We start from the raw sequence: 13,809 nt of genomic DNA, 5'->3' as shown, positions 1-13,809 counted from the left end.
ATGGTGGAGAATGTTCAGTAAGTAAGAGGATTTGAGTTCCACTTAGGGTATATAGTAAGTGATTAAAAAAGGGAGGACGAAGAAATGAAACCAGCTAATTTAAAAGACAGCGTTATACTAAGCAATGGAGTGAAAATGCCATGGATGGGACTGGGTGTTTTTAAAGTAAAAAATGGAGAAGAAGCCGTTCAGTCCGTTAAAGCTGCCATCAAAAACGGATACAGAAGCGTGGATACAGCTGCGATATATCAAAATGAAGAAAGCGTCGGCCAGGCGATCAAGGAGTGCGGAGTTCCAAGGGAAGAATTGTTTATTACAACGAAGCTCTGGAACAGTGAGCAGGGATATGAATCCACATTGAATGCATTTGAGACAAGTATGAACAAACTTGGACTTGATTATCTTGATCTTTATTTAATCCACTGGCCTGGAAAAGACAAATATAAAGAAACATGGAAAGCATTCGAGAAACTTTACAAAGAAGGACGTGTACGTGCAATCGGCGTCAGCAATTTTCAGATTCATCACCTTGAGGATCTCATTGCTGCCGCTGAAATAAAACCGATGGTCAATCAGGTAGAGTTTCACCCTCATCTCACTCAAAAAGACCTTATGGCTTACTGCACAAAAGAAGAAATCAGACTCGAAGCATGGTCCCCCTTAAAGCAGGGCCAGCTGCTAAATGAACCTGTTATTGAAAAAATCGCTAAAAAATATAATAAATCGATTGCTCAAGTGATTTTACGCTGGGATCTCCATCATGAAGTCATCACGATCCCTAAATCCGTTAAAGAACAGCGGATTGTTGAAAATGCTGATATATTTGATTTCGAACTCACCTCAGAAGAAATTGCAGAAATCGATGGTCTAAATCAGGACAGCCGTGCCGGTTCACATCCTGATACGATGAGTGTAGGGTTTGAGTGATAAAGATTGATTCACAAAAATGGACTTCTTTTTAATTGAGAGGTCCGTTTTTATGTTGGCTCTTTTCGTATACTTTGCTGTTTTTTCCACTTTTAAACTATGGAATTGATTGAACTTCAAGATGAGTGAAGGATACGGTGTGGCGAGGAAGACTGAGTTTCTAAGATGAAGGAAATTGGCGGCGAGAAGATTACGGCCAGCAATGACAAGTCATTTAATCTATTTAGGCGGCTGTTTCAATTTTTAAAATCTGACCCTTGTCTTCACTCGGAGGTTATTGAAGGAGACAACATACAGCTTGATTTTACTAAAGCTAAGTTAGTTAGAGGAAATCACATAACGATCGGTGAAAATTGTGAAATAGGAATGATAGAATATACCGGAACGCTTGAAGTGCATCCAAAGGCATCTGTTCAAGAATCTAATAAAATAAACAAAACATCCCCGCAGATTCCTTGCGGGGATGCTTTGTTTATCTATTGTGCTTCATTCTGAAGCCATCCAGTCGGCTCACTTGCCTGCTTCTGCCCATTCTTCCACGTTCCAGACCTTTGTAATCCAGTCTTCGTAGAAGTCAGGCTCATGGCATACGAGAATGACTGTGCCTTTGTATGCTTTTAATGCGCGCTTTAATTCTTCTTTGGCTGTTACATCCAAGTGATTTGTCGGCTCATCGAAAAGGAGCCAGTTGCTTTCATACTGGAGCAATTTGCATAAGCGGACTTTTGCCTGCTCTCCGCCGCTAAGCTGATTTAATGGACGGGATATATGCTCATTCTTCAAGCCAACTCGTGCAAGCATCGCACGAACCTGATGCTGATCAAGGCCGGGGAATGCATTCCAGACGTCATCAATTGGCGTGATATTCTCTGCTTTAACTTCCTGCTCAAAGTATGAAGGGAAAAGGAAATCACCTAGCTGGATCTTACCGCCTAATGGATTTATTTTCCCTAAGATCGTTTTGAGCAGAGTAGATTTACCTACTCCATTGCACCCGACAATCGCAATTTTCTCTCCTCGTTCAATGGTCATAGTGAGCTTTGGAAGAAGCGGGTGTGTATATCCAATTTCAACGTCTTTACCTTCAAACACAAATCGGCTGCTTCCTCGTGACTCTTTAAATTCAAAGGTCGGCTTCATCGCTGTTTCAGGACGGTCAATCCGGTCGATGCGGTCAAGCTGTTTTTGACGGCTTTTTGCACGTCCGGTAGTTGAGTAGCGCGCTTTATTTTTTGCAATGAAATCTTCCTGCTTTTTAATGAATTCCTTCTGCTTTTCATAAGCATGAAGATGCTGGTTTTTATTGATTTCCGCAAGCTCCAGGAATTTTTCATAAGTAGCCGTATAGCGTGTCAGCTTGGAAAATTCTAAGTGGAAAATAACATCAACGACACCATTCATAAATTCAGTATCATGGGAGATCAGCAAAAATGCGTTTGGGTATTCTTTCAGATAATGGCTCAGCCATTGGATATGCTCAACATCTAAATAGTTGGTAGGCTCATCCAGAAGGAGAACCTCAGGCTGTTCAAGCAGAAGCTTTGCCAAAAGCACCTTTGTCCGCTGTCCTCCGCTCAGTGCAGATACGTCACGGTCAAGTCCGATTGCATCAAGGCCAAGACCGCGTGCTGCTTCCTCTACCTTAATATCCAGGGAATAGAATCCGCCGGCATCAAGGTGATCCTGAATTTCCCCCATTTTCTCAAGCAGCTCTTCCAGTTCTTCTGGACTCGCACTGCCCATAAGTCCAATGACTTCGTTCAATTCTTCTTCTTTTTTATATAAAGGCAAGAAAGCGTCTCTTAAAACGTCTCTAATTGTTTTCCCTTTTGATAACACAGTATGCTGGTCAAGGTATCCGTAATGAACGCCGGGTGTCCATTCCACTTTGCCTGAATCATGGATCAGCTCTTTCGTAATAATGTTCATCATGGTCGATTTTCCAACACCATTTGCGCCGACAAGACCAACATGTTCTCCAGGCAAAAGTCTGAAGGAAACGTCTTTAAATAAGATCCGGTCGCCAAAGCTGTGGCTTAACTTCTCAATTGTAAGTAAACTCATATTCTATTTAACCCTCCGCTGCATTCTAAAATATTCATTCTACCATCATACTAAATCCTTATGTTTTAAGCTATACCGGAAAGCCGGAACATTATGGCACTGCCTCTTATTCTGCATAAAGTATATTTACAAAAAAAAGCAGCGATTCCGCTGCTACATGACATGCTTATTCATTAAATCTGTTAGCATATTATCTATGCATCTTAAAATAGTTTGCTTAGAAGTTTGAGAATTTTCTTTTATAATAATACAGGTTTTCCCTGTAATACGGGTTGCAAGGTCTTCATGATAGGCTGCTACGATGTTCGGATTCATTACATAAAACATGAGACCTTCTTGTCTTCCGGCATAGCCGACGAGGGGCTCACCGTTCATGTAATAAACGGGAAATCCGTATTCAAATCCTTCTTTTGCCCCAGGCAGGGCTGAAAGAATCTTAGTCCGGAGCATGTGCATATCCTCCAGATGTTCTTCTTTTGCTTTGCGGAAATAAAGCTGTACTTCGGAGTGCATCAAGGTACCTCACTTTCTGCTTGTCAAAATCACGAATCTCTTCTAATTATGGTAACATAAAAGGGGAAACTTGGTTTAAGCCATAAGGGGAATCCGATGAGAGAAACTAATTTAGCCATGTATTTTGACAGATTTACACATATAGAAAAATTAGATAAAGGTTTTTCAAGCGACTTGAAATTATTAGCTGTTTGCAAAAGCGCTTTCTAACAAAGAAAGCGGTATTCATTTAGAATATGGCGAGAAAACAATAAGGTTCATCGATGAAAACTGAGGCAATCATGAAAGATCGTCCCTTTATTCTTTTGCACGATGATTTCCATCCTGCCAATTTTATAGTCAGAAATGGAGAGGTGCAAGCTGCATAGATTTTGATGATCCCTATCATGATTGGTTCAAATATTACGGCTGCATTTTGTGATACCATATAATATCGAATGAAAGTGAGGAATGTGACTATGGGAAAAATCGTCGTACTTGCAGAAAAACCCTCTGTAGGAAGGGATTTGGCAAGAGTTTTACAATGCGGAAAAAAAGGCAACGGATACTTTGAAGGCAGTACGTACATTGTTACCTGGGCGCTTGGGCATCTTGTGACGCATGCAGATCCTGAGGCTTACAGTGATTCTTATAAAACGTGGAAAATGGAAGACCTGCCAATGCTGCCGCAGGAACTGAAGCTTGTCGTTATTAAAAAAACAAGCAAACAATTTCACGCGGTTAAAGCTTTATTAAACCGGAAAGATGTAACGGAAATTGTCATTGCAACAGACGCAGGGCGGGAAGGCGAGCTTGTTGCAAGGTGGATTATTGAAAAGGCTCATATTCATAAACCGATTAAGCGTCTTTGGATTTCATCTGTAACGGATAAAGCCATTAAAGAGGGATTTAAAAAGCTGAAAAACGGCAAAGAATATGAAAATTTATTTCATTCTGCAGTCGCGAGAGCAGAGGCTGACTGGATTGTCGGCATGAATGCTACCCGTGCTTTGACAACAAAACACAATGCCCAGCTTTCATCAGGCAGAGTTCAAACACCTACACTTGCCATTATTGCAGAGCGGGAAATTGAAATTAAGCAATTTAAACCGAAGGCCTATTACGGTTTAAAAGCAAATACAAGCGCAGGCCTGCATCTAGTATGGCAGGATGCAAAAACGAAGGATATTAAGACGTTTGATAAAGAGAAAATCGATTCATTGAATAAACAGCTTGCTGACAAGGACGCAGTGATTATCTCTGCTGACAAAGCTTATAAGAAGACTTTTTCACCGGGCCTTTACGATTTAACAGAGCTGCAGCGTGATGCAAATAAACGGTTTGGCTATTCTGCTAAAGAGACTCTTTCCATTATGCAAAAGCTGTATGAACAGCATAAAGTTCTGACATATCCGAGAACAGACTCCCGATACCTCAGCTCAGATATTGTCGAAACGCTCAGCGAAAGAGTAAAAGCGTGCGGCGTAAAGCCATATGCAAAAGCAGCGATGAAAATTCTTCAAAAACCAATAAAGGGCAATCCTTCATTTGTAGATGACAGCAAGGTATCTGATCACCATGCCATCATTCCGACAGAGGAAACGGTGATTGCGTCTGCCTTCAGTGATAAGGAAAGAAAAATATATGATCTGGTTGTCAAACGGTTCCTTGCTGTTTTATCTCCCCCTTTTGAGTACGAACAAACGACCATTACTTGCAAAATTGGACAGGAAACGTTTCTTGCAAAAGGGAAAGTGGTTCTTTCCCAAGGATGGAAGGAAGTTTATGAGTTTGAAACGGATGAAGAGAAGGAAGGCCTCGCTGAGCAGAAACTTCCTGTACTGAATAAAGGGGACCTTTTAAAAATACAGTCCATTACTCAGACAAAAGGAGAAACAAAACCGCCTGCACGCTTTAACGAGGCAACTCTGTTGTCTGCTATGGAAAATCCGGCGAAGTATATGTCCGGCAATGCTGATTTAAAGAAGGTCATTGGTGAAACTGGGGGCCTTGGAACGGTAGCAACCCGTGCTGATATTATCGAGAAATTATTTAACAGCTTCCTAGTTGAAAAGAAAGGCAAAGAGCTATTCGTCACTTCAAAAGGAAAACAGCTGCTGGACCTTGTGCCGCAGGATTTAAAATCACCTGCGCTTACAGCTGAATGGGAGCAGAAACTGACGCAAATCGCAAAAGGAAAGCTGTCAAAGCAGGCTTTCATCCAGGAGATGAAGGGGTATGCGAAGACTGTCGTACAAGAAGTGAAAAATAGCGATAAGAAATTCAAGCATGATAACATCACAGGACGAAAATGTCCTGAGTGCGGAAAGCTGCTGCTTGAAGTGAACGGTAAAAAAGGCAAGATGTTTGTCTGTCAAGACAGAGAATGCGGGTATCGCAAAGGAGTGTCACGGACAACAAACGCAAGATGTCCTGTCTGCCACAAAAAGCTTGAACTGAGAGGCGAGGGCGAAGGGCAGATCTTTGTCTGCGGATGCGGTCACAGGGAAAAACTTTCTGCGTTTACAGAAAGGAAGAAAAAAACCCAAAACAGCAAAGTATCAAAAAAAGAAGTCGCGAATTACATGAAAAAACAAAATGATGAGCTTTCAAATCCGGCTTTAGCAGACGCTCTGTCAAAATTAAAATTTGATTAATGGAAAGCAGTCTTGGCTTTAAGCTGAGACTGCCTTTTCATGTTTTTACAGAAATTTACAGCAAGCCTTCTAAGCTGAGAGTTTGAAAGACTCTTGTGAGTTTGATCACATATAGAATTGGGTAAAAAAGGTTTGACGAATCTACTGTCTAACTTATCCTTAAAAAGAAATATTTTCATTAAAGCACTTTCAATTCCAATAAATGAAAGGAATTACATAAATATGACTAAAGTATGATAAAAATGTGACATTTGTTTGAACGACTGATGAAATTCTCGTGACATTTAAGAAATGGCATCACATATGGAAGCTAGCTCTGCTAGCATATAGAGGAAAAAGAAAACGAAATCATCGTTTTTCTGAAATAATTTATAGGCATGCACTTTTAGCATCCAGATTATAGTGAATCAGTTATTAATTAGGAAGGAAGGTGAACCTGGTGTTCAAGCTGTTTAAACCATTTTTAGCGTTAGGTCTATTACTCTCTGTTTTTTTACTCGGCGGATGCAGTGAACTCGTCATCCTAGATCCGAAAGGGCCAGTTGCAGCTGCACAAAGTGACCTTATTCTCTTGTCGATAGGTTTTATGCTATTCATTCTTGCTGTTGTTTTTGTTCTGTTTACTCTCATTGTTGTGAAGTATCGTGAGCGCAAAGACAACATGGAATATGAACCGCCTGAAATGGAAGGAAGCAAATTCCTTGAAATTGTATGGACGGTTATTCCAATCATTATCGTTATTGCACTTTCAATTCCTACAGTGCAAACCATCTATGCACTAGAAGAGGCTCCTGAGTCTTCAAAAGACAAGGCACCTTTAGTCATACATGCTACATCTGTTGACTGGAAATGGATTTTCTCTTATGAAGAAGAGGGAATTGAAACGGTTAACTACTTAAACATTCCTGAAGATCGTGCAGTTGAATTTAAACTATCTTCTGCTGATACGATGACAGCATTCTGGATTCCTCAATTAGGCGGACAGAAATATGCGATGTCAGGAATGCAGACAAAGCTTTTCCTTCAGGCAGATGAGCCTGGAACATATGCAGGACGAAATGCAAACTTTACAGGTAAAGGCTTTGAAAGACATACATTCAATGTAGAAGCTATGCCTGAAGATAAATTTGAAGACTGGGTAGAGAAAACAAAAGACTCTGCTCCTGAATTAACACAGGATCAATATGATCAGCTAATGCTTCCGGGAACAACTGGAAAAATGACATTCTCTAACACGCATCTTGGATGGGTGGATCACTCAAAAGACTCAGAGTATGCAGTAAGAGTCCGCGAGCAATCCGGCTATGAATTGCACAAGCATGATGAAGTGGATCATTTAGAGAAATTAGATCCAAATAAAGAAATGAACATCGATCATTCTATTAAATCAGAAGGTCATTCAGAACATGGAGAAGACCACTCCGAACAGGAAACAGATCATTCAGAACACGAATCAGAAGAACAGACTGAAGATCATTCAGCACACGATTCTCACTGAGAAGGGAGGAAACACCAACTATGAAATGGGATGAATTTATTGTAACCGGCGATCCGTTGATTTTAGGAGCGCAAATCTCAATTTTACTAACTTCGATTGCCGTTGTTTTCGTACTCACTTATTTTAAAAAGTGGAAATGGCTCTGGACAGAATGGATTACAACTGTCGACCATAAGAAGCTTGGAATTATGTACATCATTGCTGCAATTCTGATGCTGTTCCGCGGAGGGGTTGATGCGCTGCTTATGCGTGTTCAGCTTACGCTTCCGGAATCAGAGTTTTTAAATGCACAGCATTATAATGAAATTTTTACAACACACGGAACGATTATGATTATCTTTATGGCGATGCCGTTCCTGATTGGATTAATGAACGTTGTTGTTCCTCTGCAAATTGGAGCTCGCGATGTGGCATACCCATATCTTAACTCATTAAGTTTCTGGACATTCTTTGTTGGTGCCATGCTGTTTAACATCTCATTTGTTATTGGCGGATCACCTGATGCAGGCTGGACGAGCTACACGCCTCTCGCTGGAGCAGAAGCAAGTCCCGGACCTGGACAGAACTATTACCTCCTCGGTCTTCAGATTGCCGGGATCGGTACACTTTTGACAGGTATTAACTTTATGGTCACGATCTTGAAGATGCGTGCACCGGGTATGACGCTTATGCGCATGCCGATGTTTACTTGGACATCTTTAATCACTTGTTTGATTATCGTGTTCGCTTTCCCAGTATTAACGGTTGCACTTGCATTGATGTCGTTTGACCGATTATTCGGAACAGCGTTCTTCACCCTTGAGAATGGCGGTATGCCAATGCTATGGGCAAACTTGTTCTGGATTTGGGGACATCCAGAAGTTTACATTGTTATCTTGCCGGCATTCGGTATTTTCTCAGAAATTATTTCGACGTTTGCAAGAAAAACCTTGTTCGGCTACAAAGCAATGGTTATCTCCATCGTAGCGATCTCTGGGTTGAGCTTTGTCGTTTGGGTCCATCACTTCTTTACAATGGGTTCAGGAGCGCTTGTTAACTCATTCTTCTCGATTACGACAATGGCGATTGCCATACCGACAGGTGTTAAAATCTTTAACTGGCTCTTCACGCTTTATAAAGGAAGAATCAGATTTACTGTACCAATGCTTTGGTCACTTGCGTTTATTCCAAACTTCGTAATCGGCGGGGTAACAGGGGTTATGCTTGCGATGGCTGCAGCAGATTATCAGTATCATAATACGTACTTCCTAATTGCACATTTCCATTACGTATTAATTGCTGGTACTGTATTTGCATGTTTTGCCGGATTAATTTTCTGGTATCCAAAAATGTTTGGTCATAAATTGAACGAAAGAATCGGTAAAGTAAGCTTCTGGCTCTTTACAATCGGTTTTAATATTTGCTTCTTCCCAATGTATTTCCTAGGTTTAGCAGGTATGCCTCGCCGTATCTCAACGTACGGTGCAGCAGACGGCTGGACTGGGCTGAATGTTGTTGCATCTATTGGTGCAGCAGGAATGGCATTAGGATTCGTTGTTCTTGTTTATAACATCTACTACAGCTTCCGTTACTCACCGCGTGAGCAAACAGGAGATGCATGGGATGGACGTACGCTTGAATGGGCTACAACAACAATGATTCCGCCTCACTATAACTTTGCGGTTACACCTGAGGTTAAGGGTCTTGATGCATTCTGGCATATGAAAATGGAAGAAAAAGAAACGGGCAAGAAAAAAGAAGTAGAATACAAACCGATTCACATGCCTAACTACTCGGGCAGACCATTTATCATGTCTGTGTTCTTCGGCATCAGCGGTTTCGCACTAGTTTTCCACTGGTGGATTCCGGCAATTGCAGGTTTAATTGGAATTTTCGCTTGCATGATTCTTCGCTCGTTTGAACAGGATCATGGTTTCTATGTAAGTGTTGACGAAATAAAAGAAACAGAACAAAAAATATCTGTGTAAAGGAGGCGTGAATTATGGAACATGCACATCATCATGAAGAACATGATCCAAATTTGCCTCTTGAATATCAATCGGAAATTGGCCGATTGAATATTCTGGGCTTCTGGATCTTCTTAGGTGCTGAAATTGCGCTGTTTGCAACGCTCTTTGCCACCTACTTTGTATTAGCACCTATGACAGCAGACGGACCGCTGCCAACTGATCTTTTCAAGATCGAAGGCGTATTGATTATGACGTTCCTGCTGTTAACAAGCAGTTTCACATGTGGTCTTGCTATTCACGAATTGCGTCGTCATAATCAAAAAGGCGTTATTTTGTGGACCATTATCACATTGGCACTAGGTTTAGGATTTGTCGGCTATGAAGTATATGAGTTTGTAGAATATGTTCACCATGGTGCTACATTGCAGGCTAGCGCAATGTGGTCTGGATTCTTTGTTTTGGCAGGAACCCATGGACTTCACGTCACTATCGGGATATTCTGGATTAGCTTTATCTTAATGCAAGTAAAGAAACGCGGGTTAACACCTCAAACATCTGCGAAGCTGTTTATCTCAAGTCTTTACTGGCATTTCCTAGACGTTGTCTGGATTTTCATCTTTACTGGAGTGTACCTGCTCCTTATGATGGGAGGATTAAGTCCACATGGCCACTAATCAGCAAAAAACAGCAGAGGGTCACAACCATTTTCCTTGGAGTCACGTAATTGGTTTTATCTCTTCGATTGTATTGACACTTGTAGCTTTATGGCTTGGATTATATACTGATTTTGCATTATCAGTAAAAATCGCTGTTGTTTTCACACTAGCATTCCTGCAGGCTGGCATCCAGCTATTTATGTTCATGCATATGACGGAATCAGAAAGCGGAAACGTTCAGGTCGTAAATACAGCATTCGCGATATTTGTTGCGGTTGTAACAGTTCTTGGATCTGTTTGGGTTATGAACGATCATTAAAATACAAACAAAAACACCCTGACCTATTATGGTCAGGGTGTTTTTGTTTGTTTATTTAATGAGATCCAGATTGCTTTTAGAATCTGTTTTGCGTTTGATGATTGGTTTTGCATAAATGAGATAGGCTGCAACATGTGCAAAAACTAGATTAATAATGAATAGAGAACCTCCAAATACGTGCATGGCCATATTCAGATCCATTGTTGCATACATGCCGAAGTACACCCAAAGCAATAAAATAAACGGTATGTGAAGGAGTGCCAGATTTTTGCGCTGATCCCACAAGAATAGCGGAGTGGCACTTACAATAAGTAAATATACGAAAAATACATCCATTTAAAACAACTCCCTTTTAAATAGTTCTTGTCAACGCTTACATTATTTTAATTGTGACAAACCGATAAACACTTTGTGAACGTTTTGTTACAATTAGTATATCATACCAGTATTAAAATTCCAGTACTTCTAACTATTTCTTGCAAATAAATTTTGAAAATACTGAAAAATAGGCTTAACTAGTAATTTTTATAAATATTTATAAACATATTACCTCCCTATGCTCTTCCAAGTTATCCACATTTTATGATCACTTTCACTTTGGATACTCTTTTCTACATTACTTGTTCATTGCACCGGGATCAGCCAAATCCATACTTAAGACGTCAGCTAATTGACAGGTAATTGATCGATATAGTAGGATTACACTAATTTATAACGAATAGTGGATGGGGGATATTAAATTGAGTAAAGTTTACATCATTCATGAAAACGAAGAGTGGACGGTTCACCTGACAAAAAGGCTGGACGAGCTTGATGTGCCTTATGAAGAATGGCATTTGGATCAAGGCATGATTAATTTATCTGAAGCGCCTCCAGAAGGGGTTTTTTATAACCGGATGAGTGCATCCTCTCACACTCGGGGTCACCGGTTTGCTCCCGAACTTACGGCATCTGTATTGTCCTGGCTTGAAAGACATAATCGGAAAGTATTAAATGGCAGCCGCGCGATTCAATTAGAAGTAAGCAAGGTTGCTCAATATATGACATTAAATGAACACGGGATCGAAACGCCAAAAACAATTGCTGCTGTTGGTAAAGAAGCAATTTTGAGCGCATCAAAAGAATTTGAGGGCCAGCCGTTTATCACAAAGCATAACCGGGCGGGGAAAGGTCTTGGAGTTCAGCTGTTCCATTCAGTTGAGGCGTTGAAGCAATATGTTTCAGGTCCAAATTTTGAAGAGCCTGTGGATGGTATTACGTTAATTCAGCAATACATTCAAGCTCCAGAGCCATATATCACCCGCTGTGAGTTTGTAAACGGCAAGTTCCTTTATGCAGTGCGTGTGGATACTTCAGAAGGCTTTGAACTCTGTCCTGCTGATGCATGCCAAATTGGAGATTTGTTCTGCCCTGTTGGAGAAGAAGTGCCGGAAAAACCGAAGTTTCAAATTGTAGAAGGTTTTGATGATCCGATCATCTCTAAATATGAAAGCATGCTGGAAGCAAACAATATAAAGGTAGCTGGAATCGAATTCATCCGTGATGAAACCGGAACCATTTATACGTACGATATCAATACAAATACTAACTATAATGGTGACGCAGAGGCAGCAGCAGAGAAGTATGGCATGCTTGAGATTGCCAAGCTGCTTAAGACTGAATTGGAAAAGACAGCAGTGACAGCTTAAGTTCTAAGAATGCTGAATCATCCATAAATGATAAAAACTGCAAAATTCATAGAAAATCAAAACGCATGGACCTTTTTGGTCCATGCGTTTTTTGAAATTTTAAAACAACATATGTGCAATTCCGACAATAACTGGAAGTGTAATGAATGTTCGAAGCAGAAAAATAATCACTAAATCTTTAAATGAAACTGGGATTTTCGAACCCAGAAGCAGCCCGCCGACTTCGGACATATAAATAAGCTGGGTAACAGAGACACAAGCTATAATAAATCTGGTCATTTCACTCGCGATTTCACTCGCTAATACAGTAGGCAGGAACATATCTGCAAATCCGACAGCAAGTGTTTTGGATGCCTCTTTTGCTTCTGGTATTTGCATCAATTCAAGCAGGGGAATGAATGGCATCCCTAGCCAATCAAATACTGGTGTGAACTCCGCTGCTATTAATGCAAGTGTTCCAAGTGACATCACAATCGGGGCAACACCCATCCACATATCAAGGACATTCTTTGTTCCATCTTGAAAGAAAGAAATGACACTCTTATTTTTATCTGCCTGAACAAGTGCCTGTTTATAGCCCCAGCTAAATGGAGTAAATCCTTTTGGCACAGCTTCTGTGATCTTTTCATCCTGACCGTGGTAGTAAGTATCAGGTTTAGTGGACAGTGGAGGAATTCTAGGCAGAACTAAAGCTGCAATAATTCCTGCAAACGTAACAGTTAAATAAAAGGGAACAAACATGTATCCAAGGTTTACTTGAGAGATGACAACTATACTGAAGGTAATCGAAACTACAGAGAAACTTGTGCCAATAATGGCAGCCTCACGTTTTGTATAGAAGCCTTCTTCGTACTGCTTACTTGTCAGCAATACGCCAATTGTTCCATCACCAAGCCAGGATGCGACGCAATCAACAGAGGATCTGCCCGGCAATTTAAATACAGGTCTCATAAACTTGGCAAGCAATGAGCCAAAAAGCTCAAGCAAACCGAAATTCAGCAATAGAGGCAGTAATAATCCTGCAAAAAAGAATACTGAAAATAAAATCGGAAGAAGATCATTTAAGAGAAGTCCGCCGGTATTTTCAGACCAAATCCATTCAGGGCCTATTTTAAATAAAGTCAGAACGGCAAAGATAGCTCCCATCAATCGGGCGAAAACCCATATTACAGGAACATCGAACAAAGCTGTAAAGAAAGGGCTTCTTTTAACAAAACCAGGTTTAGCTGTTTTTGCAAAAAGAGTACCAATTAAAGTTAAGATAATGATAACTGTCATAATGGCAGGCAAAAAATCACCAAGTGCCTTCTGGAGGATCCCAGAAAGGATGGCAATTGGAATGGTAACCTCATCATTATATTTAATTGGAACCATAAATAATAGAATTCCAAGCATAGATGGGATGATAAATTTCATTGTGCTATTAGTCTGTGATGTCAATGTGTGTGCTCCTTACTTCTAGTACATATTTATGTAACGTGTGTTATTTTAATACAGCTTGGCGAAAACGCCAATGCTTTTAAGCAAATTTCCTGTATTTTCACAAATACAATACCCGG

Annotated in this window: 12 protein-coding genes; 8 read left to right on the top strand and 4 right to left on the bottom strand. The window is 40.5% G+C overall.

Translation table 11 applies throughout. From position 1 onward, the window contains the following. Positions 1 to 84 precede the first annotated feature (84 nt). Positions 85 to 927 (top strand): aldo/keto reductase, encoded by an 843-nt coding sequence (locus QLQ22_RS24485; RefSeq protein ID WP_284015760.1) that lies wholly within the window; start codon positions 85 to 87, stop codon positions 925 to 927. Between the two features lie 165 nt (positions 928 to 1,092). Further along, positions 1,093 to 1,422 carry a hypothetical protein gene (locus tag QLQ22_RS24480; RefSeq protein ID WP_223438730.1) on the top strand — a complete coding sequence of 110 codons (330 nt, stop codon included), beginning with the start codon at positions 1,093 to 1,095 and terminating at the stop codon, positions 1,420 to 1,422. A gap of 15 nt (positions 1,423 to 1,437) precedes the next feature. On the opposite strand, the gene QLQ22_RS24475 is transcribed toward QLQ22_RS24480, so the two are convergent. Both QLQ22_RS24475 and QLQ22_RS24470 read right to left on the bottom strand, forming a co-directional pair. Beyond that, positions 1,438 to 2,991 (bottom strand): ABC-F family ATP-binding cassette domain-containing protein, encoded by a 1,554-nt coding sequence (locus tag QLQ22_RS24475; protein WP_223438729.1) that lies wholly within the window; start codon positions 2,989 to 2,991, stop codon positions 1,438 to 1,440. Positions 2,992 to 3,144: 153 nt separating this feature from the next. After that, on the bottom strand, positions 3,145 to 3,504 hold the full coding sequence (locus tag QLQ22_RS24470; protein WP_223438728.1) for a DUF1801 domain-containing protein: 360 nt from the start codon (positions 3,502 to 3,504) through the stop codon (positions 3,145 to 3,147). A 458-nt stretch (positions 3,505 to 3,962) separates the two neighbouring features. Here QLQ22_RS24470 and QLQ22_RS24465 point away from each other — a divergent pair, with 458 nt between their 5' ends. From QLQ22_RS24465 to qoxD, 5 genes are all read left to right on the top strand, one after another. Beyond that, entirely contained in the window at positions 3,963 to 6,140 is a 2,178-nt protein-coding gene (locus QLQ22_RS24465; protein ID WP_223438727.1) for a DNA topoisomerase III, read from the top strand. Between the two features lie 439 nt (positions 6,141 to 6,579). Further along, the gene (gene qoxA / locus QLQ22_RS24460) at positions 6,580 to 7,638 is read left to right on the top strand and encodes a cytochrome aa3 quinol oxidase subunit II (RefSeq protein WP_223438726.1); all 1,059 of its coding nucleotides are present in this window, start codon (positions 6,580 to 6,582) and stop codon (positions 7,636 to 7,638) included. A 20-nt stretch (positions 7,639 to 7,658) separates the two neighbouring features. Beyond that, a complete protein-coding gene (qoxB, locus tag QLQ22_RS24455) occupies positions 7,659 to 9,605 on the top strand; it encodes a cytochrome aa3 quinol oxidase subunit I (protein WP_223438725.1) in 1,947 nt (648 codons plus the stop codon). Between the two features lie 14 nt (positions 9,606 to 9,619). Next, positions 9,620 to 10,261, top strand: a complete 642-nt coding sequence (gene qoxC / locus QLQ22_RS24450) for a cytochrome aa3 quinol oxidase subunit III (RefSeq protein WP_223438724.1) — start codon at positions 9,620 to 9,622, stop codon at positions 10,259 to 10,261. Beyond that, positions 10,251 to 10,562 (top strand): cytochrome aa3 quinol oxidase subunit IV, encoded by a 312-nt coding sequence (qoxD, locus tag QLQ22_RS24445; RefSeq protein WP_223438723.1) that lies wholly within the window; start codon positions 10,251 to 10,253, stop codon positions 10,560 to 10,562. Before qoxC ends, qoxD begins: the two co-directional genes overlap by 11 nt. Positions 10,563 to 10,613: 51 nt before the next feature. Here qoxD and QLQ22_RS24440 read toward each other — a convergent pair whose 3' ends face one another. Next, positions 10,614 to 10,898: a spore morphogenesis/germination protein YwcE gene (locus QLQ22_RS24440; RefSeq protein ID WP_223438722.1), complete on the bottom strand. Its 285-nt coding sequence runs from the start codon at positions 10,896 to 10,898 to the stop codon at positions 10,614 to 10,616. Positions 10,899 to 11,302: 404 nt separating this feature from the next. On the opposite strand from QLQ22_RS24440, the gene QLQ22_RS24435 reads away from it, so the two are divergent. Beyond that, on the top strand, positions 11,303 to 12,250 hold the full coding sequence (locus QLQ22_RS24435; protein WP_284015759.1) for an ATP-grasp domain-containing protein: 948 nt from the start codon (positions 11,303 to 11,305) through the stop codon (positions 12,248 to 12,250). Between the two features lie 99 nt (positions 12,251 to 12,349). On the opposite strand, the gene QLQ22_RS24430 is transcribed toward QLQ22_RS24435, so the two are convergent. Beyond that, a complete protein-coding gene (locus QLQ22_RS24430) occupies positions 12,350 to 13,666 on the bottom strand; it encodes a YjiH family protein (protein ID WP_252208824.1) in 1,317 nt (438 codons plus the stop codon). Positions 13,667 to 13,809 lie beyond the last annotated feature (143 nt).

The organism is Metabacillus hrfriensis (genome assembly GCF_030127205.1).
GTDB classification, from domain to species: Bacteria; Bacillota; Bacilli; order Bacillales; family Bacillaceae; genus Bacillus_P; species Bacillus_P dongyingensis.
The sequence above is the reverse complement of the archived record's forward strand: the minus strand, read 5'-3'. Positions and strand labels throughout refer to the sequence as shown.